We start from the raw sequence: 20,914 nt of genomic DNA, 5'->3' as shown, positions 1-20,914 counted from the left end.
AATGGCAGAAGGGACCAGACATGTCCGACCTGATGACCACCCGCGCCGCCCTCCAGGAGACCATGACCTTCCTCGGCGCCATCGCCAGCGGCATCGAAGAGGCGATCGGCGAATCGGCCAACAGTATCACCTACCTTGCCGGCAAGCGCCTCGGCATGCAGTTTTCCGCAAACGTTCCGCGAACCGACAATGTCGAAGAGGCTCTCGAAGCGGTCCGCCAGGTGCTCCTCGCCAACAACTGCCTCTGGCACTTCGAGCCGTTCAAGACCCACGACCGGCCGGCCCTGGTGCTGGCGACCGACAGCGGCGACGAGGACCTCCACCTCGTCTTCCGGGACTGCATGATCCGCCAGTCCCTGTTCCGTTTCGGCCATACCCAGAAGGGGTCCCTCTGCACGATGATGTTCGGCTTTTTCTCGGGAGCCCTCCGGAACATCATGGGGGTCGACTCGACGCTGGAGATTCTCCATGCCGGAGAAAATGCCTGCTACAAACGGCTGGTGATCCATCGGCAGAAGGGGGGAGCGCAGTGAGCACCGTCCCGATCAACCTCGAATGGCTGAGCGACTGCTCGGGTTGCCACGTGGCCATCGTCGACCTGCACGAAAAGATCCTCGCGGTCCTCGAATCGGTCACCATCCAGCGCTGCCCGGTGCTGACCGACGTCAAGGACTACCCGAAGGCCGCCATCGGCATCGTCTCCGGCGCCATCCGTTCCGAACACGACCGGCACGCGGCCGAGGAGATGCGCAAGAGCTGCGACCTGATCATCGCCTGGGGCTCCTGCGCGGTCTACGGCGGGATTGCCGGCGCCGGCAACGTCCACTCCCGCGAGGAGATCATCGACGCGGTCTATACCCGTAACAAGACCACCGGCACCCAGGCGCCGCCGTCCCGGGAGGTCTCGGCCCTGGAGCCGGCCGTCTCGCCGCTCGACAGCGTCATCGCCGTCGACCTCTACCTCCCCGGCTGCGCCCCCCATCCCGGCTTCGTTTTCGATGCCCTGCTGGCCCTGCTGGAGGGACGCTCGCCGCGGATCGCCACCGGCGAGTCGGTCTGCGCCCGCTGCCGGCGGCAGATGGAGAAGACCGAGGTGGAGCGGATCCGGAAGAATGCCGAAGGGGTCCCCGATCCGGAGCGCTGCTTCCTCAGCCAGGGGTATCTCTGCATGGGGTCGGTGACCCTCGATCGCTGCATGGCCCCCTGCCCGCTGAACGGCATCCCCTGCAGCGGCTGCGCCGGCGCCACCCGGCAGGTGCTGACCGAGCCGAACCGCGACATCCGCACCGAAATCGCCGAGCGGATGTCCCGCCTGACCGCGATTCCCCGGGAGGCGATTATCCGGGAGATCGAACGGACCGCCAAGACCCACTACTCCTACACCATGGCGACGCCGATGATCGGCGAGAAGCCGACCTTCCTGATCCGCAAGTGGACCGACGAGGAGCGCGACGATTATGAACAAGACCATCACCATTGATCCGGTCACCCGCATCGAGGGACACGCCCGGGTTTTCATCGATCTCGACGAGGGGGGCGGGCTGGCCGCCGCCGGCTTGGTGGTGAACGAGCTGCGGGGCTTCGAAAAGATCCTGACCGGCATGGATGCGGACCGGATGCCGCTGGTGACGGCCCGCATCTGCGGTGTCTGCCCGACGGCCCACCACCTGGCCGCCACCAACGCCCTCGACAACGCCGCCGGGGTCGAGCCGCCGCCGGCGGCGAAGCTCCTCCGGGAGCTGATGTACATGGGGCACCTGATTCACTCCCACTGCCTCTCACTCTTTGTCCTCCAGGGGCCGGACCTGGTCCTGGGGCTCGATGCCGACCCGGCCGTCCGCAATGTGGTCGGCGTGGTGCGGGCGGTCCCCGAGATCGCCAAAAAGGCCCTGCAGTGCCGCTCCATCGGCCAGAAGATTAACGAGCTGGTGGGGGGGCGCGGCACCCACCCGGTCACCTCGGTGGCCGGCGGTATCGCCTTCGTCCTCGACGCCGAACGGGAGCGCCAGCTCAACGCCTGGGCGGAGGAGGCCCACGGCCTGGTGCTGGAACTGGCGCCGGTGGTCAAACAGCTGCTCATGAAGATGCTCGACGCCCACCCGGCGATGGTCGAGCAGTGGGTCGTCCCCGCCTGGAGCGTCGGCACCGTCAAGCCGGACGGCACCATCGCCCTGGTCGATGGCGAAATCCGCGCCGTCGACGAGAGCGGCGCCCGACAGGGGCAGTTTCCGACCGCCGACTACACCGGCTACCTCTCCGAATCGGTGGTGGACTTTTCCTACATGAAGCAGGTCGCCTTCCTGGCCGGCGACGGCCGCCACGATTACCGGGTCGGCCCGCTGGCCCGCCTCAACGTCACCGAGCGCTACGGCACCCCGCTGGCGGACCGGGAGCGGGAGGAGTTTATCCGGACCATCGGCCGCCCCTGCCACGCCAACGCCCTGCAGCCCTATGCCCGGCTGATCGAGCTCCTGTACTGCACCGAGCGGGCGCAGGAGATCCTCGCCGATCCGCAGCTCCACGGCGAGACCCGCCTGCCGGTGAAATTCGCCGGCGGCCGGGGCGTCGGGCACGTCGAGGCCCCCCGGGGGACGCTGATCCACGACTACGAGATCGACGAGAACGGCATTGTCCGGGCGGCGAACCTGATCGTCGCCACCCAGCAGAACTATGCCCTGATCAACGCGATGATCGCCCAGGCCGCCTCTTCCCACGTCATCAACCGCCCCGACGACCAGGCGCTGCTCAATGCCGTGGAGTTCGGCATCCGCTGCTACGATCCCTGCCTTTCCTGCGCCACCCACGCCCTGGGGACGATGCCGCTGGAAATCGTCGTCAACCGTCCCCGCCACTCCCAGGTGATCAGGAGGAACTGCTGATGCTCGAAATACTGGTCCATGAAGAGGCCTGTCGCGGCTGCCGGATGTGCGTCGATGTCTGCCCCACCAAGGTCTTCGCCTATGACGAGGAGAAGCGGCTCTGCGTCGTGGAACACCAGGAGGACTGCATCGCCTGCCTTTCCTGTGCCTATCTCTGTCCCTCCGGGGCGATCCGCCACGAGGAGTACCACGTCGTCAGGAATTTCTACCGCGACCTGGCGTTCTGCGCCAAGATGGAGAAGTTCATATGAGCAGCGAGACTGCCGGGCAGGTCACCCTGGAAGACCACCGCAACGCCGCCACCGAAGTGGCGTTCCTGCTGGACATTTTCGCTGCTACCGTCGACACGATCATGGGGGGCGCCACCGCCTCGGTGGGGAGGATCGCCGGCCGGGAGATGGCGCGGAAACTGCCGGTCCATCTGCCGAACCCGACGCTGGAGGAGGTCGTCGCCATTCTCGGCTCCCGGATGAAGGCCGGCTACGCCTTCCGGCTTGCCGGGGAAGGGGCGGAGCGCGAACTGCTGTTCGACCACTGTGTGCTGCGGGATATCTGCAGCCAGCGGGGGCTGACACCGGGAACCGCCCTCTGCCGGCTGTTCCACGCCTACCTGGACGGGATTGTCAACGAGCTGGTCTGCCGGCCGGTCAAATCGGAGATCGTTTCGTGCGGGGCGCAGTGCCTGCTGAAACTCCGGACCCAGTGACCGCCGGGGCGGTTGTGGTCTGTGTCGGCAACGAGCTGGTGGCCGATGACGCCGTGGGGTACGAGATCTACCGGCGGCTGGCGGACTCTCCGCTGCCGCCGGGAACCGTGCTCCGCTACGCGGCCGTCGGCGGGCTTGCCCTGCTCGACTACCTGACCGGCACCGAATCGGCCCTGATCGTCGTCGATGCCGTCCAGTTCGGCGCGCCGGCCGGCACCATCCACCGGCTGCCGTGGGATGAGCTGCCGGATTTCGGCGCCGGGGCCATCTCGGCCCATTTCATCGGCCTGAAGGAGACCGTCGACATCGGCCGGCTCCTCTACCCGGAGCGACTTCCGGCAACGATCACCTTGGTCGGGATCGAAGGGCGCTGCTTCGACCGCCCCCGCGACTGCATGTCGCCGGAGGTTGCCGCCGCCATCGATCCGGCCGTCGCCTGCATCGAGGATTATCTTCACGCTTCGCCAAGGAGCCTGACATGAAACGAGCAACGAGCAAAGCTGCAGCAGCCCCTGCCGTTCCCGCGGCAGCCCTCAATGAGGAAATTTACCGGCTGGTCGGGGCGATTACGGCCGGGAGACTCGACGAGCGGGGGGAGACGTCGGGCCTTAGCGACGACGACGCCCGGCTGGTCGAGGCGATCAACGGCATGCTCGACACCCTCGTCGCTCCCCTGCGGCTGGCCGCCGGGGCGATCGACGAGATTGCCCACGGGCGGATTCCCCCCTTCGTGATCGACGACTTCACCGGCGAGCACGACACCCTGAAGCGCAACCTCAACACGCTGCTTGCCACGCTCTACGGGCTTGACCGGGAAACCCGCTACCTGATCCGGAATATCGACGCCGGCAGGCTGCAGGCGAGGGGGAACGACTGGGACTTCGAAGGGGTCTGGCGCGATCTGATCACCGGGGTAAACGGGACCCTCGATGCAGTGATGGGGCCGGTCAACGAGGCGGGCACCGTCCTCAGTCACCTGGCCGAATACGACCTTGGCGCCCGGATGCGGGGGAAATACCATGGCGAGCATTCCACCATCAAGAAGGCGATGAACGCCACGGCGGAGTCGCTTCATGCGGCGGTGACCCAGATGGCGGAAACGGTGGAGATGGTTTCGGCGGTGGGGGGGCAAATCACCGCCAGCAGCCAGATCGTTACCGACGGGACCCGCGAACAGGAGAGCCAGCTGACCGAAACCTCCGGCGTCCTCGAACATATCGCCAAAACCTCCCAGACGAGCGCCGAAAATACCGTTGAAGCCCGGCAGATCGCTCAGCAGTCCGCCGCGTCGATCGACACGGCAAAGACCGTCATGGACCAGATGCTCCAGGCGATGGCGGAGATCCGCGGCTCGGCCGACAACACCGTCGGGATCGTGCAGCAGATCGATTCCATCGCCAAGGAGACCGACAAGCTCTCGGCCAATGCCACCAGCAAGGCGAGCCTGATCCGCTCGTCGGCCAACGGCTTCAGCGTCGTCGCCGGCGAGGTGCGCAACCTGTCGAAGCGGTGCGAGGAAGCAGTCGCCCGGCTCAACGACTTCCGGCGCCGGGTCGCCTTTACGCCCCTTTCCGGCAACGGCGGCAGTGCCGACGAGGTGATGGACGAGTATCTGGACCTCGTGCGCGAGCTGAAGGGAGTGGCCTCGAATTCCGGCCTTCTCGGTGTCAATGCGGCGATTTCGGCGGCCCACGTCGAAGGGGCCGGCAACGACTTCCAGCAGCTGACCGAAGAGATCCGCCAGCTGGCCCGGCGCTCCACCGATGCCGCCAAGCAGACCGATGTGCTGATCAGGACTTCGGTGGAGCAGGCCCGCCGGGGCGAGGAGCTGACGCAAAAGATCGACGGCTGCCTCAGCACGGCGGTATCCGGCGCCGCCACCATCAGCTCGCTCACCGAGCAGATTTCCCAGAACAGCCAGGAGCAGGCCAGCGCCATCGAGGAGATCAGCCGTTCCGTGATCCACATCAACGAAGTCACCCGGCAGAATGCGGCCTCCGCCCAGACCTCGTCCGAGGCGGCCCAGGGGATGAACCAGCAGGTGGCAAAGCTGTCGCGGATGGTGAGCAAGTTCCGGCTGGACGGTGCTGCCGGCTGATGCTCCCGGCCGACCGCAGGCAGCGATGGCCGGCAGACGAAAAAAGAAGGGCCGCCCCTAGCGGAGCGGCCCTTCTTTTTTGCCGGTTTTCGGCTACTGGTGCATCGACGGCATCGGCATGTAGTCGGTGTGGCAGACGTAGCAGTTCCAGATCCAGTAGCTGTCTCCCTGGTACTGCTGGGGAATGCCGTTGTCGACCGGGTTGGTGGAGGTGTATTCGGCGTGGGTGCTGTTGTGGCACGCTTCGCAGTAAATCTGGCCGTCCATCTTCGGGTCGGGGGAGTTGGTGAAGAGCGAATTGCGGTAGAGGGTGCCGCTGTTCTCCTGGTGGCCGCTACCGTGGCAGCTGCCGCAACGGGGCTCTTCCAGCCACGGCTGGCGACCGTTGACCAGCGCCTGGCTCATGGCGGTCATGTCGCCGTGGCAATCGGTGCAGGTCTGGCCGGCATGGTACATCACGCCGCGCAGGCAGTTGGTGCGGGGGCCGGGGTGACAGTTGTAACAGGCCGGTGAGCTGCTGGCGCCGGCACTGACCACTTTGTCCTTGTGAAAGTTGTGCATTGCCAGGGAGAGATTCTTTACGCCGGTTTTTCCCGGCAGGCCGAGGGCGTTGTCGGCGTGGCACTCGCTGCAGAGATGGAGGGCCCCGGCAGTCCGGTCGGCGACCAGGGTGGTGCCGCTCCGCCGGTCATGGGCCTGGAGGATGTTCAGGTAGGTATTGGTCATCCCGTGGCAGTTGCTGCAGTTCATTTCGGTGGAGATCGGCGCCACCACCTGGGTGGTGGCGAGGACCGCGCCGGTGGTGCTGTCGGTGACGGTGATGGTGGCGGTACCGTAGGGGTCCCAGGTGCCGTCGTCATCATAGGGGGTAAGCGGGATCCCCTCGGCGACGAAACCGAGGCTGTTGGCATCGACCTTCATCGTTCCGGCCAGCGGCGTGCCGGTGATCCCGACGTTCGGCGCGGCGGCCCAGCCGTAGCTGGCGGCGTACTGCCAGAAATTGGTATGGGCGGCGGAATTGGTTTTCTTCGGGAAACGGTAGCTGACGGTGATCCCGCTGGTTACCACCCCGACCCCCCGCTGGATAACCTGGGCATGCAAGGTGTTGAACGGCGGCAGGATGCAGAAGGCCGAATAATCGTCCTGGCTGCAGTGCATGCCGAGGTCGTTCCAGGCGAGCACCACATAGTTCATGCTGGCCGCCGGGATCATCTGGCTCGGGGCGACGGCGCCGTAATCGGCATAGTCGTCGTGGGCCGTGGTCAGTTGCCAGTCGAGGGTGACGGTGGCGCCGGGGGCGACGGTGCAGGCCCGCCAGCCGTTCTGGTAGCCGACGGCGCTGACGGTCAGGGTGTAGTCGCCGACCGGCCGGGCCAGGGTGTAGGCGCCGCTGGCGTCGGTGGTGGCGCTGGCGGTCCCGTCGCTGACCACGGCGCCTGCCAACGGCGTGCCGGTCGCGTTGGCAGTTACCACCCCCGTCACCGTACCGCTGGTTGCCGTGGTGCTGCCACCGCTGCCGCTGCCGCAGGCCGCGAGGAAAAGGGCCAGTACCGCCATGCCGCCCCACTTGATTACGGTTTGTTTCATCTTTTTCCCTCCGCTGTCAGTCCGGACAAAACAGTCACCTGGACAAAATTTGTTTCGCTTAATTCTAGTGGCTGACCGGGAGTTGTCAAACAACCGCGGCGACAAAAAAAGCCGGCAGGGTCTCGGATGACCCTGCCGGCGGTTGACCGCGGCCGGCGTTCAGATGGTTTCTTTCGCCGTCATGCCGGCGCGTGTCGTTTCCTCGGCGCTCCTATTTCCGGGCTGTCAAGCCTGCGACAATCTTCTGGATCAACAGGCGAACATCGAGCAGGTTGAGCTTGCCGTCACCGTTCAGATCGTAGGCAAGGTCGGCCGGGCTGGGGGTGGTGAGCTTCTGCAGGAGGAACAGGGCGTCGGCGATGGTCACCTTGCCGTCGCCGGTAAAGTCGGGGAATGCCGGGTCGATCTTGACGATGTACGGCCGCATCATTTCGTTGTCTTCATGTTCGAGGATATGGCAATGCCAGACGTAGAGCCCGAGCCGGTCGAATTTCGCCTTCAGCCGGGTAATCTGGCCGGGAAGGGCGATGACCGTGTCCTTGAAGCCGAGTTCGTTGGGCTTCGGCGGTGTGGTCGGCCCGATCGGCGTTGTCGTGGCCGGGTCGAAGTCCTGGCGGTCGATCACCTCGAAACGGACCAGATGGAGGTGGATCGGGTGGCCGTCCACCGTGTAGTTGTAGATTTCCCACTCTTCGGTGTCGCCGACGGTGGGGTTCTCGGTGATGGTGTCCATCCACATCATCGGCATGCTCATCTTCATGCCGGTCGTCGGGTCGGTCATCAGGATGCCGAGCTTGGCGGCTTTCGGCGCCATCGGCACGCCGCCGGCGGCTTCGCAGTCGGCCATGAAGGTCGGCCCGGGGCTGTTAAACAGGGTGGTGACGCTGCCGTCCGGCTGCACCTGGACGCAGAGCTGGGACGATTCCTCTTCATTGAGGGTGACCTGGCGGACGTTGGCCGGCGCGCCGAGCGCCGGTTCCGCCGGGAGAACCAGTTGTTGCGGCGGGGTTGCCTGTGCATCGGCCGGCTGGGTCAGGGCGGTGTTGACCACGAACTGCATCACCTGACCGGAGGTGCCGGGATCGGCCGGCGTGTCCGGGAAGCCGCCAAACGGGGCGTCGGGAGCGGTGTTGATCATCCGGACGATGGTCCCGTTGGGCAGGCCGGTAAAATCGACGATCACGTCGGCCCGTTCCGCCGGCCCCATCAACAGGGCATACTGCGGGTCGGGCGCGGGGATCGCCGCCGGCACCGTGCCGTTGCCGGGGAGCACGGTGTACGAACCGGTTCGGACCATCACCACCTTGGGCAGAAATCCCTGGTCCCCGCCGATCTGGTAGAAAGGAAGCTCACTTTCCTGCACCAGGCCGTTCATCTGGAACAGTGCCAGATTCAGGGTCCGCGAATTGCAGCCGTTCAGCAGCCGGAAGCGGTAGCGGGCGGGGGCGACTTCCAGCTTCGGCCAGGTATTGCCGTTGACGACCATGGTGTTGAAGAAGGACTCGGGATTCCAGATCGGCGAGATATCCGAGATCGGGATGTACGGGATGTCGAGGACGCCGGTGAAATCCGCTTGGGGCGGCTGCCCCGGCAGGTTCAATTGCTCGAAATACGCCCGGTTGCTCGGATAGAAGAGCGAACCGTCGCTATTGAAGGAGCGGCCCTGGATGACGATCGGGATTTCGCGGATGGTGGCCCGAACGGCGGCATTGAAGTTCGGGTCGCCGCCGGTGGCCGTCGGCGCCGGGCCGGGGAGTTTGCCGTCGTTCGGCGCTGCGGTGGTGCCGTTATCGACGAAGCTGTCGCCATGGGTCCCGCCGCGGATCAGCCAGAAACCGGCCGGGCCGGCATAGACGTTGTTGCGGGTGATCCCCAGCGAATGGTCGTGGTACCAGATCGTCGTGGCGGGCTGGTCGTTTTCGTAGGCGTAGTAGGCGGAACCCGGCACCTTGTTCCGCCGGTCGTACTGATCATACAGTCGACCGTATCTGGCGTAGCCGGCCGGGATGTTCTTCGCCGCCGGCAGCCACCAGGCTTCGGGATAGCCGTCGCTCTCCGTATTGACGTGGGAGCCGTGGACATGGGTGACCATCGGCACCGGCCCGGTGTAGTTGTCCGGGTTTTGGGTCCGGCAATCGGTCCGGTTGGTGCCGTCGGTGCAACCGACGGCGGGTGGGTTCGCCCAGTGCAGCGTCTGGTCGATGGCGGTCAGGTGCGGCAGGTAATTGCCGGCGGCGTCAACCAGATCGTTGATCCAGCGGACCTTCGTCATCACCCCGGAGGCGTTCTCCACGGTGAACGCCGGGTAGTTGAAGGAAATGTTGCTGGAGAGCGGTGCCGGGGCGACAAAACCGGGCGGCAGGGTATCCTCGGCGCGGCCGTAACTCCAGACCGTGGTCGCCCCGTAGCCGGCGGGGAGAATCTGCTGCTTGAACTGCCGGATGGCAATGTTGTAATCGGCTGCCGGAAAGCCGGGCTGCCTGGTGCTCATCGGCATGACCGGCGGGATCACCAGGGGGGTCACGTATTTGGGGATGGTGGTCGGATCGAGGGTCCCCCCGGGGACCGGGGCCGCGCCGGCGTTCCCCGGCAGCAGCAGGAACAGGCCGGTTGCCGCGGTGAAGATCGTTTTCAAAAATGGACGGGTCGCTGTCATGGCGCTTCTTCCTCCTTTCCTGCAATTTGGGCTGGCGCCAGGTTTGGCGCTCCATTGTGAATTCGTCGTGCAACGGTTGCCGGGCATCAACTCCTTTCGTCGGTGGGGTCCCCCTGGAAATGACAACGGCCGGACATGCCAAAGGGCTCGTTATCCCTTGGCAGCCCGGCCGTCTCGCGGTGGAGATCCGTGGCTTTCCGCCCCCGCCTCGCGGCGGATTCGGCTTTTTCCGGATAAAAGTAATGCAGCTCGGTTTATTTGTTCGCCGCCCTACCGGCGTTGCCGGGCGGTGGATACGTCTTTGGTGCGCCGTAACCGGGCGGTGCGAAGTACCGATCGGTTGTCCGATAGATGATATGGACCGTTTCAATGATCGGCTGGAGTTTTATCGGGTAAAGCAATATTGGTACCAATTTGTAACCCTACGAAATCAGCGGCCGGCAGCTCGGTATGCAAATAATTTGTGTAAAAGATTTTTACAAACGGCTCGGCAATTTGTCGGGAAAGCTTACAGCCCACAGGTGGGAATTTGCTGCTAAGTTATTAAAATATAATAATTATTTACCGTTACTGTTATTCCCCGTGTCACCAGCGCCGGTTATTTCGGCGGCTGCACGGCATCCAGTTGCAGCTCGTAGATCACCACCCGGTCGGCCAGCGGGCCGCGCTCGTCGAAAGCCAGCCGGGGAGGGATAACGACCTGCCACTTGGCCCCTTCTGCCATGAGCTGAAGTGCCTCCTGCAGTCCCGGGATCAGCTTCGCCAGGGGGAAGGTGTTCGGCTTTTTCGCCCGGTAGGAGCTGTCGAACTCGGCGCCGCTGACCAGGGTGCCGCGATACTGGATCGTCACGCTGTCGGCAAGGATCGGTTTCCGGCCGCTGCCCGGGGTGATCACCCGGTACTGGAGGCCGCTCGGCAGGGTAACCACCCCTTCTTTCCGGCCGTTTTCGGCCAGGAACTTTTCCGCTTCCGCGCGGTATTTTTCCCGCCGCAGCTTCTTTTCTTCCGCCTGGGACGAGTCGATCTTCTTCTTCAGTTCCACCAGGGTCGTGTGCATCTCCTCGTTGGTCAGCAACGGCTGTCCCGTGCCGAGGGCGTCCTGGATGCCGCGAACCAGCAGCTCGGGACTGAGCCCGACCCCTTGCCGCTTGAAGTCGCTGCCGATCTGGTAGCCGACGCTGTAGTTGATTTTGTCCTGCTCGGTGACCGGCTTGGGTTGTTCGGCCCAGCCGGCTGCGGTGCAGAGAAGGAGAGCCAGGCAGCCGATGATCGTCGTCCTCATTGTCGTTCCTTTCTGGAATGATTCCGACTGGTTATTAGGTAACATATTGTTTTTTCGGTGGAATTTGTCTGTCGTAAAACGACAATGTCACCAAGTGTAAACGACCGGTAACAGTTTGCAAGCCGCAGGACAACATTTTAATCTCCGTCGACTGCCGGCGGTGGTCCTGGCGACCGGTGCGGTTACCACTGCGTGAAAATGGTCGTACTTGACGGGAAATGTAAAGAAGGCCGACAGGACAGCCGCAGCGAAACGATGGCGGGAACCCTAGACGCTCTCGATGAACAGCAGTGCCGGATCTTCCAGGTAGCGGACCACCTTGGCGAGAAAGAGCGCCGCATCGGCGCCGTCGGTGATCCGGTGGTCGAAGGTGAGGGAGAGGGGGAGGATCTTGCGGATGGCGATCGCGCCCCGATGGACCCACGGTTTGGCGGCGATCCGGCCGAAGCCGAGGATCGCCACGTCGGGCCAGTTAATGATCGGGGTGGCGAAGACGCCGCCGAAGTGGCCGTAGTTGGTGAGGGTGAAGCTGCTCCCCCGCAGTTCGTCGCGGGCGATGGTCCGCTCCCGGGCCTTGCGGCCCAGTTCCTGGATCTCCGCCGCCAGTTCGAGGATGCTTTTCCGGTCGACGTCCCGGACCACCGGCACCATCAGCCCGTCGGGGGTTTCCACGGCAATGCCGAAGTTGTAATAGCGCTTGATGACGATCGCCTCGCCGGCGTCGTCGAGGGAGGCGTTGAGGTTCGGGTGCTCCCGCAGGGCGTGTTGCGCCGCCTTGATGAAGAAGGGGAGAAAGGTGAGATGGGTGCCGTGCTCTTCGACCGTTACCTGTTCGCGTTCCCGCAGTTCCCAGAGTTCGGTGATGTCCGCCTCTTCGGTGCCGGTGACGAAGGCGGTGAGTCGTTGGGAGGCGATGACGTTCCGGGCGATGGCCCGCCGTACGCCGCGCAGCGGCAGCCGCTCTTCGGGGCCGAAGCCGCCGCCGGCGGGCGCTGGGAGAGCGGCCGGCACGTTTTCCAGATCCTCGGGGGTGATGCTCCCCCGGGGGCCGCTCCCCTTGATCCCGGTCAGGTCGATCTGCCGTTCCCGGGCCAGTTTCCGGACCAGCGGCGGGGCGAGGATCTCCCGGGCGGGGGTGGCCGGCGGCTCCGCCGCCTCGGGGAGTTCGCCGACGATCCCCACCGACTTCGGCCGCGCTGCCGGGGTTTCTCCCTCCTCGGCGATCAGGAGGAGGGTCGTGCCGACCCGGACCATTTCCCCTTCCCGGCGGGCCAGCTGCTGTACCGTCCCGGCGCGGGGAGCGGGAACTTCCACCACCGCCTTGTCGGTTTCCACCTCGGCCACCGGCTGGTGCTCGCGGACCCGGTCCCCTTCCTTGACCAGCCATCTGCGCAGTTCGGCTTCGGTGATCCCTTCACCGAGGTCGGGAAGTTTGAAGTCGAAGGGCATGACAACCTCCAGAGACTTGCAGGGTAGGGGAAAAATGGCGGCCGCTCAGTAGCGGAGCACCTCGTCGAGGGCGGCGCGGATCTGCTCCGGCTGCGGCAGGTAATGGTCGACCAGTTTAGCCAGCGGTACCGGCAGGTCCGGCGCCGCCACCCGGAGAATCGGCCCGCGCAGCATGAGCATCGCCTCCGCGGCGGCGATGGCGGCAATTTCGGCGCCGAAGCCGCCGGTGAGCGGCGCCTCGTGGACGATCACCAGCCGGCCGGTCTTTGCCAGCGAAGCGAGAAGCGTCGCGCTGTCGAAGGGGGAGAGGGTCATCGGGTCGATCACTTCGGCATCGTAACCGGTCACCGCGTCGAGGGTCCGCTGGAGCATGCTCCCCCAGGCGACCACCGTCACGGCGTTGCCGGGACGGACGATCCGCGCCCGGCCAAGCGGCACAGTGTACTCCTCTTCCGGGACTTCCTCGCGGATCATCCGGTAGAGGCGGGTCGGCTCCAGGAAGAGCACCGGGTCGGGATGGCGCAATGCCGCGGTCAGCAGCCCTTTGGCATGGTACGGTCCCGGCGGCACCACCACCGTCAGCCCAGGCTGGTGACAGAAGAGCGCCTCGCTGCTCTCCTCGTGGAGTTCCGGCGCCTTGATGCCGGCGCCATAGGGGGTGCGAATCACCAGCGGGCAGCTGAAACGGCCGCGCGAGCGAGTCCGGAGGCGGACGGCGTGGGTCAGCAGCTGGTCGAAGGCGGCGTAGATGAAGCCGAGGAACTGGATCTCCGCCACCGGCCGGAGCCCGTAGGCGGCCATGCCGATGGCGGCGCCGACGATGGCCGATTCGGCCAGCGGGGTGTCGATGACCCGCTCGGCGCCGAACTGCTCGTAGAGCCCGTCGGTGACCCGGAAGACCCCGCCGTCCTTGCCGACGTCCTCGCCGAGAATGACCACCCGGTCGTCCCGGGCCATCGCTTCCCGGAGGGCGAGATTGATTGCCTGGACCATGTTCAGTTGGGGCATACGGATAACCCTTGAGCGCCACTGCGGACGCCGAGATCGCGGGAGAAGGCGCACCACCGACCGCCAGGGCGGAAACTGCCGGGGATCTGTACGGTGAGCCGGTTCATGCGCTATGTCCCCGGTGGCTACGCAAGCCGATTCTTCTGGCTCTTTAGAGCCGGGCTGAGCTCCGCGGCGACGGCATCGAACATCTCCGCCGCTGTCGGCGGCGGAATCGCCTCGAATCGCCGGACCGCCTCGTCGATCTCCCCGGCGGCCTTCCCCTTCATTTCGGCGGCGTAGTCCTCGTTCCAGAGTCCCTGCCGGGCCAGGAAGCGCTCGAAGCGGAGCAGCGGGTCCCGTTCCCGCCAGGCTTCGATTTCGTCCGGCGCCCGGTAGCGGCTGGCATCGTCGGCGGTGGTGTGGTCGGCCATCCGATAGGTATGACATTCGATCAGCGTCGGGCCACCGCCGGCGCGGGCCTTTTCCAGGGCCTCCCGCGTCGCCCGGTAGACGGCGAGGACATCGTTGCCGTCGACCTGGATGCCGCTGAAGCCGTAGGCCACCGCCTTCTGCGCCAGAGTCGGCGCTGCGGTCTGGCGCAGAAGCGGGACCGAGATCGCCCACTGGTTGTTCTGGCAGATGAAGACCACCGGCAGCCGGAGCGCCCCGGCCAGGTTGAGCCCTTCGTGGAAGTCCCCCTTGGAGGTGGCGCCGTCGCCGAAATAGGTCGCCACGGCAATCCGGTCCCCCCGGATTCTGGCCGCCAGGGCGGCGCCGGCCGCGTGGGGGAGATGGGTGCCGACCGAGACGGAGATCGGGAAGACGTTCATGCCGTCGGGGGTACGCTGTCCCCGCTCGTCGCCGCCCCAGTACTGGAACAGCTGGTGGACGGGGTAGCCGAGGGTCAGGTGAAGCCCCATTTCGCGGAACGACGGGAAGACCCAGTCGCTCCGTTCGAGGGCGAAGGCGCTCCCTACCTGGGCCGCCTCCTGGCCGAGCACCGACGGGTAGGTGCCGATCCGGCCCTCCCGTTGCAGGGCCAGGGCCCGGGCGTCGAAGGTGCGGGTCAGGACGAGGAGGTAATAGAGCCGGCGCAGCTCGTCGCCGGAGAGGGACGGAAGGAGCGCCGGGTCGGCGTTTCCCGCCGGGTCGAGGATTTCGAGGCGCGTGATGGTGAAGGTCTGCAGCACGGATTCGGGCATGAAATTAGGATAGCATCACCGGCGACGCTGTCAAACGGCCGTCAGCCGTTGCTGCCGCCGTTGCCGTTGTCGGGCGTCACCGTCGGCGGCTCGCTGCAGAGAACCTCCACGGTCCGGCGGGTGTAGAGGAGCGAGATTCCCGCCGCCAGCCAGGTGACCATGAAGGTCCCCCACCAGATGCCGAGCAGGCCCCACCCCAGGCGGAAGGCGAGCAGCCAGATGACGGCCACCGGGGCGACCAGCTGGCGGAACAGGCCGATCCAGAGGGCGAACGCCGGCTTCTGCAACCCCTGGAGCGCCGAATTGTTGACGTAGAGGATGACGTAGGCGCCGAGGACCAGCGCCTCAATCCGGAGGAAGACCGCGCCGATGGCGACGACCTGTGCATCGCGGCTGAAGAGCCGTAAGAGCGGTTCGGCCGCCAAGAGCACCAGGACGGTCCCGCCGACCATCAGCAGCAGCCCGGCGCGGATGGCGGTCCGGACCGTCCGTCTGACCCGCTCCGGCTTGCCGGCGCCGAAATTCTGGGCTACCAGCGACAGGGTGGCGACATTCAGCCCCATTGCCGGGAGGAGGACGATCTGCTCGATCCGGGTGCCGATGCCGTAGGCGGCTACCGCCTCCTTGCTGAAGCGGCCGAGGAACCAGGTGATGACGAAGATTCCCAGCGCCACGGTCAGCATGTTGAGGCTGGCCGGGAATCCCTGGCCGAAGAGCCGGCGGAACGTTGCCCGGCGGGGACGGAGCAAAGCCCAGGAGCGGTGCGACAAGAGCCCGGTGCGGCGCACCCGGGCCAGCAGGTAGCAGTTGCCGCCGGCCTGGATGACCACGGTGGCCAGCGCGATGCCGGCCAGTCCCATTCGCGGAAGGCCGGCGCCGCCGTAGAGGAACCATGGGTCGAGGGCCAGGTTGAGGAAAAAGCCGGCGACCAGGAAGTTGCGGAAGCTGTGGGTGTCCCCCGAGGCGTTGAGCATGGCGTTGAGGGCGTAGTTGCCGATGAAGAACAGCGCCCCGGCAAAAAGCACGTTCATGTAGGCCAGGGCCATGTCCAGGTACTCGCCGCTGGCGCCGAGCAGGGTGAAAACCGCCGGTGCCGCCAGCAGGCCGCCGCCGGTGAGGAGCAGCGCATGGAGGAGGCCGAAGGAGAGGACCTGGGCCGCATAGAGTTCCGCTTCGTCCCGGCGCCCGGCGCCGAGGGCATGGCCGATCAGCGCGGTGGCGCCCATCGAGGTGCCGGCGCCAAGGGCAAGGATGATGAAGAAGAGCGGGAAGGAGAGGGAGAGTGCCGCCAGTGCCCTGGTGGAGATCAACCCGCCGTAGAAGGTGTCGACCACGTTGAACATGGTGTTGAAGAAAAAGCCGACGCCGACCGGCACGGCAAGTCTCCGCAGCAGCTCGGGGATCGGATCGTTGATCAGGTTGGGACGTTGCATGGCAGGCCGGGAGTCTCCTCGGTTTCTTCAGTACTTCAGGACCTTGGCCAAAAAATTCCGCAGTTCGTCGCTGCGCGGTGCGCCGAACAGTTCGGCGGCCGGGCCCCATTCGGTTGCCTGGCCGGCGGAGACAAACAGGCACTGGTCGGCAACGGTCCGGGCAAAGCTCATGTGGTGGGTGGCCAGGATCAGGTCGCGTCCCTCCCGGCGGAGTTCCTGGATGATGTCGAGCACCTCGGCGGTCATCTCCGGATCGAGGGCCGAGGTCGGTTCGTCCAGCAACAGGAAGCGTGGCTTGATGGCGATGGCCCGGGCGATGGCTACCCGCTGCTGCTGGCCGCCGGAGAGCTGGGCAGGCTTCTTGGCGGCGTGGGGGGCGAGCTGGAACCGGTCGAGAATGGCCCGGGCGGTCTCCCGCGCCTCCTCGGGGGAGTTGCCATGAACCTTCTCCAGCGGCAGGGTAATGTTCTCCAGCGCCGAGAGGTGGGGGAAGAGGTTATAGGCCTGGAACACCGTGCCGATGCTCCGCCGGTGGCGGCGGAGGCTTTCTTCGCCGAATTCGATCCGCTCGCCGTCGATCAGCAGTTCGCCCGCATCGGGCGGCTCCAGGCCGCCGATCACCCGCAACAGGGTGGTCTTGCCGCCGCCGGAGGGGCCGATGATCACCAGGGCGTGGAACTCGGGGAGGGTCAGGGTGAGCCCGTCCAGCGCCCGCTGGTGGCCGAAACATTTGGTGATTGCGGAGAGTTCAAGTCGCATAGCGGTATTTTTTTTCCAGCCAACGGGAGAGGAGCGAGATGGGGAGGGTCAGCAGCAGGTAGCCGACCGCCAGCGGCAGGTAGCATTCCAGGGTGCTGAAGGTGAAGGCGTTCACTTCCTGGGCGTTGAGGGTAAATTCGCTGACGGCGATGATCGACAGGAGCGACGAATCCTTGATCAGCGAGGCGAACTGCCCCGCCAGCGGGGGGAGCACCTGGCGGAACGCCTGGGGAAAGACGACATAGCGGTAGATCTGCAGCCGGGTGAGGCCGATGGCCCGGGCCGACTCCAGCTGGGATTCGCCGACGCTTTCGATCCCGGCCCGGATGATCTCGCAGATGTACGCGCCGGCGAAGAGCGACAGGGTGACCACCCCGACGACATAGCGGTTGCCGATGCCGAAGGCGTCCGCCACCACGTAGAAGAAGACCAGGATCTGCACCAGAAGCGGCGTGCCGCGGATTGTCTCGATGTAGAGCTTGCTGAAGTAACGGAGCGGCAGGAAGCGGCTCTTCTGGGCCAGGGCGAAGAACAGGCCGATCAGCAGGCTGAGCAGCAGCGCCGCCGCCGAGATGGCAACGGTCATCAGCCAGCCGTTGATGAACTTCTGGCGGTATTCGTAGACCGCCTCCCAACCCCATTGGTACTGCAGGTTGTGAAAGGCGTAGGCGAATACCAGCGTCACGAAGAGGAACGCGACCAGGAAGCCGACGAGCCGGGCGGGAAGGGGAATCGTCTCCTTCCGCCCGGACCGGGCGGCAATGAACAGGTGGGTGAGGGGCAGGCGCAATGGAACTCCTCGGGCGCGCAGCGAATGTCAGAGGTAGAAGGGGTAACCGAGCTTCCTGAAGGCGTCCTTCTGCTCCTTCAGGTATTTGTCGCCCAGTTTCTCGAAGCCGCCGCGGCGGCGGAAATCCTTGAGAAAGGCATTGACCTTCAGCCGGAGATCGTCGTTCCCCTTGCGGATGCCGACCGCCCACGACTCCTTCTGGAACGGTTCGAGGATCGCCCGGGTGGTGGTCGGGTTTTTCTGCCAGTTCTGATAGGTGGACATCTGGTCGTAGATGAAGGCGTCGGCCTTGCCCTGCACCACTTCGAGGACGGCGGCCGCTTCCTTGTCGAGGACCAGCAGCCGGGCTTTCCTGATCTGCTTGCTGGCGTAAGTGTGGCCGGTGGTCCCTTTTTTCACTGCCACGGTGCGGCCCGGCTGGTCGAGGTCGGCGATGGTCTTTACCGGCGAGTCTTTCTTGACCAGCAGGCAGAGGCCGGTGTTCAGGTACGGGTCGGAGAAGTCGATCGACTTGGCCCGCTCCGCCGTGGCGGTCATCGACGAGATGATCAGGTCGATCTTGCCGGTCTTCAGCGCCGGGATCAAGCCATCGAAGGCAATGTTCTGGATAACGACCTTCCGGCCGAGGGCCTTGCCCAGTTCGTGGGCCAGATCGACGCTGACCCCGGCCGGATTGCCGGCTTTGTCGGTCATTTCGAAGGGGGGATAGGCCAGTTCCATCCCGACTACCAGCGGTCGTTGCTCTGCGGCCCCGGCCGGCCGGGCAACGACCGCCAGCAGGACGGCCAGGGCGGCGGCGAGGACGGTGCCGCCGAGAACTCTTCCGATGATTCCGCGCATGGATTCCTCCTTGTCAGCCAAATTCATGAAAAATAACCGGCAACGAAGAGTTTATTCTACCCGCCACCGGGCCGTTGTCAACGAAAAGGGGCCGCCCGGCGGCGGGCCGGCATGGCAAAACGGGCAATCTACGGTATCATTGGCTAATAGTCTACCGACCAGCAAAGTGAGAGCTTAGATGCGTTTTTCCCCCTGGCTGTGGCTTGTTACCCTCCTGACCATTCCCGCCGGCTGTGCCGGTGATCGTCCCGGTGACCTCGGCGTTCGTGACGGCCGGCTCGCGCAGTGTCCGGCCACGCCGAACTGCGTTTCGAGTCAGGCGCCGCCCGGTAAGCACGAAATCGCCCCGCTCGATTTCCGCGGCGAGCCGGATCGGGCGTTTGCCCGGCTGCGGGAAGTGCTGCTCGCCCGGCGGGATACCCGACTGGTGGCCGAGGCGCAGGATTATCTGCGGGTCGAGTTTCGCACCCGGCTCGGCTTTGTCGACGACGGGGAGTTCCTCCTCGACCGGGGCCGGCGGCTGATCCAGGTCCGTTCGGCATCCCGACTCGGCTATTCCGATTTCGGCAAGAACCGGCAGCGGCTCGAAGAGATCCGGGCGGCCCTCGGGAAACTCTGACGGCCGGCTCGCCGACGGGATGCCTATGCCGCTGCTGAGACATCTGCCCAATCTGTTGACGATCCTGCGGATCGCGCTGATCCCCGTCCTGGTGGCGCTGCTGCTCCATGGCAGGTATGCCGCGGCGCTCCAGGTCTTCCTGGTGGCCGGCGTCAGCGATGCCCTGGATGGTTTTATCGCCCGCCGTTTCGATCTTTGCAGCCGGCTCGGCTCGCTGCTCGATCCCCTGGCCGACAAACTGCTCGTTGTCGCCTCGGCGCTGGTCCTGGCCCGGCTCCGCCTTCTCCCCTGGTGGCTGGCCCTGGTGGTGATCGGCCGCGACCTGGTCATCGTCGGCGGCGCAGTGGCTTATTACCGGCGGACCGGCGGCATCGAGATGGCGCCGAGCGTCCTGGGGAAGGTGAATACCTTCGTCCAGGTCGTCCTGGTCCTGGCGATCCTGGTGAATGGTGCCGGTCTGGCCGGGCTGACGGCTCTTTTGCCGCCACTCTATGCCGTAACGCTGGCATTGGCACTGGTGTCGGGTGGGGAGTACGTGCTGGTCTGGGGCCGGAAGGCGGGGATATTCTCCCGCCTGAAGGGCTGAGCGTCGACACCCCGGGAGCGGGCGTCTTGACACCGTTTCCACGGCAATGGTATACAGGGGCGGCACGGCACTATCGGCAGCGAAGGAGCGGGGATGGCAGGGGAACGACTGATGATCGTCGGTTGCGGTGACATCGGCGGGCGGGTCGCGGCGGCGGCCCTTGAGGAAGGGGCGGCGGTTGCGGTGCTGACCCGGTCGCGGGAGAAGGCGGCCCGGTTTCGGGAGCGGGGGATCGAGGCGCTGGTGGGCAATCTCGACCAGCCCGACACTCTGGTCGGGCTGCCGACCCGGGGGCGGGTGGTCTTCTATTTCGCCCCGCCGCCCGGCGGCGGAATCACCGACCCGCGGATGCGCGCCTTCTGCGCGGCGATACCGCCGGGCGACGAGCCGGCGAAAGTGGTCTACCTCAGCACCAGCGGCGTCTATGGCGATTGCGGCGAGCAGCCGGTTACCGAGGAGACCCCGGCCAACCCCCAGACCAGCAGGGCGAAAAGGCGTTACGATGCGGAAGCGATTCTTCGTGCCTGGGGCGAGGAACGGGGGGTGGCGGTGGTGATCCTGCGGGTGACCGGCATTTACGGACCGGGCCGCCTGCCGCTGCAACAGCTGACGAGCGGCCAGCCGGTACTCCTGGAGAGCGAGGCCCGGCTGACCAACCGGATCCATGCCGACGACCTGGCCCGGGTCTGCCTGGCCGCTGCGGCCAGGGGTGAGGCCGGCGAGATCTTCAATGTCAGCGACGGGCATCCCGGGACCATGACCGAATACTTCAATGCCGTCGCCGACGCCCTGGGGATGCCCCGGCCCCGGCAGGTGACCCTCGCCGAGGCGCGCCAGGTCATGGCGCCGCTGATGTACTCCTACGTGACCGAATCGCGGCGGCTGGACAACGGCAAGATGCTGGCCCGGCTGGGGGTGGAGCTCCGCTATCCGACACTGGCGGCGGGGCTCAAGGCGTCGCTGCAGACAACGACGGATCGCGAGGGGACTTGACGGGGAACGGCTGAAGCAGCGAGGTGGCGACGCGGCACGCTTCCG

20 protein-coding genes and 1 riboswitch are annotated in these 20,914 nt (G+C 65.7%); of the genes, 10 read left to right on the top strand and 10 right to left on the bottom strand.

Annotated features, from left to right (window positions below):
• The first annotated feature begins 20 nt into the window (after positions 1–20).
• The 7 genes from QMN23_RS15775 to QMN23_RS15745 are packed head-to-tail and all read left to right on the top strand — an operon-like array spanning position 21 to position 5,683.
• Complete coding sequence (locus QMN23_RS15775; protein ID WP_282000288.1) at positions 21–533, top strand: hypothetical protein; 513 nt, start codon at positions 21–23, stop codon at positions 531–533.
• Positions 530–1,480 (top strand): methyl viologen-reducing hydrogenase, encoded by a 951-nt coding sequence (locus tag QMN23_RS15770; protein WP_282000287.1) that lies wholly within the window; start codon positions 530–532, stop codon positions 1,478–1,480. Before QMN23_RS15775 ends, QMN23_RS15770 begins: the two co-directional genes overlap by 4 nt.
• The gene (locus QMN23_RS15765; protein WP_282000286.1) at positions 1,458–2,879 is read left to right on the top strand and encodes a Ni/Fe hydrogenase subunit alpha; all 1,422 of its coding nucleotides are present in this window, start codon (positions 1,458–1,460) and stop codon (positions 2,877–2,879) included. Before QMN23_RS15770 ends, QMN23_RS15765 begins: the two co-directional genes overlap by 23 nt.
• Positions 2,879–3,130: a 4Fe-4S dicluster domain-containing protein gene (locus QMN23_RS15760; protein WP_282000285.1), complete on the top strand. Its 252-nt coding sequence runs from the start codon at positions 2,879–2,881 to the stop codon at positions 3,128–3,130. The genes QMN23_RS15765 and QMN23_RS15760 overlap by 1 nt, the downstream gene beginning before the upstream one ends.
• Entirely contained in the window at positions 3,127–3,585 is a 459-nt protein-coding gene (locus QMN23_RS15755; RefSeq protein ID WP_282000284.1) for a hypothetical protein, read from the top strand. Before QMN23_RS15760 ends, QMN23_RS15755 begins: the two co-directional genes overlap by 4 nt.
• Positions 3,558–4,067: a hydrogenase maturation protease gene (locus QMN23_RS15750; RefSeq protein WP_282000283.1), complete on the top strand. Its 510-nt coding sequence runs from the start codon at positions 3,558–3,560 to the stop codon at positions 4,065–4,067. The genes QMN23_RS15755 and QMN23_RS15750 overlap by 28 nt, the downstream gene beginning before the upstream one ends.
• Positions 4,064–5,683: a methyl-accepting chemotaxis protein gene (locus QMN23_RS15745; protein WP_282000282.1), complete on the top strand. Its 1,620-nt coding sequence runs from the start codon at positions 4,064–4,066 to the stop codon at positions 5,681–5,683. The genes QMN23_RS15750 and QMN23_RS15745 overlap by 4 nt, the downstream gene beginning before the upstream one ends.
• A 93-nt stretch (positions 5,684–5,776) precedes the next feature.
• On the opposite strand, the gene QMN23_RS15740 is transcribed toward QMN23_RS15745, so the two are convergent.
• From QMN23_RS15740 to QMN23_RS15695, 10 genes are all read right to left on the bottom strand, one after another.
• Positions 5,777–7,270, bottom strand: a complete 1,494-nt coding sequence (locus QMN23_RS15740; RefSeq protein ID WP_282000281.1) for a carboxypeptidase regulatory-like domain-containing protein — start codon at positions 7,268–7,270, stop codon at positions 5,777–5,779.
• Between the two features lie 211 nt (positions 7,271–7,481).
• The gene (locus QMN23_RS15735) at positions 7,482–9,926 is read right to left on the bottom strand and encodes a multicopper oxidase domain-containing protein (protein WP_282000280.1); all 2,445 of its coding nucleotides are present in this window, start codon (positions 9,924–9,926) and stop codon (positions 7,482–7,484) included.
• 156 nt (positions 9,927–10,082) lie between these two features.
• Positions 10,083–10,160, bottom strand: a riboswitch (cyclic di-GMP riboswitch).
• 364 nt (positions 10,161–10,524) lie between these two features.
• Positions 10,525–11,208 (bottom strand): FKBP-type peptidyl-prolyl cis-trans isomerase N-terminal domain-containing protein, encoded by a 684-nt coding sequence (locus QMN23_RS15730; RefSeq protein WP_282000279.1) that lies wholly within the window; start codon positions 11,206–11,208, stop codon positions 10,525–10,527.
• 267 nt (positions 11,209–11,475) lie between these two features.
• The gene (locus tag QMN23_RS15725) at positions 11,476–12,657 is read right to left on the bottom strand and encodes a dihydrolipoamide acetyltransferase family protein (RefSeq protein ID WP_282000278.1); all 1,182 of its coding nucleotides are present in this window, start codon (positions 12,655–12,657) and stop codon (positions 11,476–11,478) included.
• Positions 12,658–12,702: 45 nt separating this feature from the next.
• Positions 12,703–13,665 (bottom strand): alpha-ketoacid dehydrogenase subunit beta, encoded by a 963-nt coding sequence (locus tag QMN23_RS15720; protein ID WP_282000277.1) that lies wholly within the window; start codon positions 13,663–13,665, stop codon positions 12,703–12,705.
• Positions 13,666–13,790: 125 nt separating this feature from the next.
• Positions 13,791–14,849 carry a pyruvate dehydrogenase (acetyl-transferring) E1 component subunit alpha gene (gene pdhA, locus QMN23_RS15715; protein WP_282000276.1) on the bottom strand — a complete coding sequence of 353 codons (1,059 nt, stop codon included), beginning with the start codon at positions 14,847–14,849 and terminating at the stop codon, positions 13,791–13,793.
• Between the two features lie 41 nt (positions 14,850–14,890).
• Positions 14,891–16,282 (bottom strand): MATE family efflux transporter, encoded by a 1,392-nt coding sequence (locus QMN23_RS15710; RefSeq protein ID WP_282000275.1) that lies wholly within the window; start codon positions 16,280–16,282, stop codon positions 14,891–14,893.
• A 27-nt stretch (positions 16,283–16,309) separates the two neighbouring features.
• Positions 16,310–17,041 carry an amino acid ABC transporter ATP-binding protein gene (locus QMN23_RS15705; protein ID WP_282000274.1) on the bottom strand — a complete coding sequence of 244 codons (732 nt, stop codon included), beginning with the start codon at positions 17,039–17,041 and terminating at the stop codon, positions 16,310–16,312.
• Positions 17,031–17,831 (bottom strand): amino acid ABC transporter permease, encoded by an 801-nt coding sequence (locus tag QMN23_RS15700; protein ID WP_282000273.1) that lies wholly within the window; start codon positions 17,829–17,831, stop codon positions 17,031–17,033. Before QMN23_RS15700 ends, QMN23_RS15705 begins: the two co-directional genes overlap by 11 nt.
• Before the next feature lie 27 nt (positions 17,832–17,858).
• A complete protein-coding gene (locus tag QMN23_RS15695; protein WP_282000272.1) occupies positions 17,859–18,671 on the bottom strand; it encodes a transporter substrate-binding domain-containing protein in 813 nt (270 codons plus the stop codon).
• Positions 18,672–18,849: 178 nt separating this feature from the next.
• Here QMN23_RS15695 and QMN23_RS15690 point away from each other — a divergent pair, with 178 nt between their 5' ends.
• The 3 genes from QMN23_RS15690 (at position 18,850) to QMN23_RS15680 (ending at position 20,869) form a co-directional block, all read left to right on the top strand.
• Entirely contained in the window at positions 18,850–19,290 is a 441-nt protein-coding gene (locus tag QMN23_RS15690) for a DUF1499 domain-containing protein (protein WP_282000271.1), read from the top strand.
• A 25-nt stretch (positions 19,291–19,315) separates the two neighbouring features.
• Positions 19,316–19,876, top strand: a complete 561-nt coding sequence (gene pgsA / locus QMN23_RS15685; protein WP_282000270.1) for a CDP-diacylglycerol--glycerol-3-phosphate 3-phosphatidyltransferase — start codon at positions 19,316–19,318, stop codon at positions 19,874–19,876.
• Between the two features lie 93 nt (positions 19,877–19,969).
• Positions 19,970–20,869, top strand: a complete 900-nt coding sequence (locus QMN23_RS15680) for an SDR family oxidoreductase (RefSeq protein WP_282000269.1) — start codon at positions 19,970–19,972, stop codon at positions 20,867–20,869.
• Positions 20,870–20,914: the final 45 nt, after the last annotated feature.

It is taken from the genome of Geotalea uraniireducens, assembly GCF_027943965.1.
Classification (GTDB): domain Bacteria; phylum Desulfobacterota; class Desulfuromonadia; order Geobacterales; family Geobacteraceae; genus Geobacter; species Geobacter uraniireducens.
This window is presented reverse-complemented; position numbering and strand designations above follow the sequence as displayed.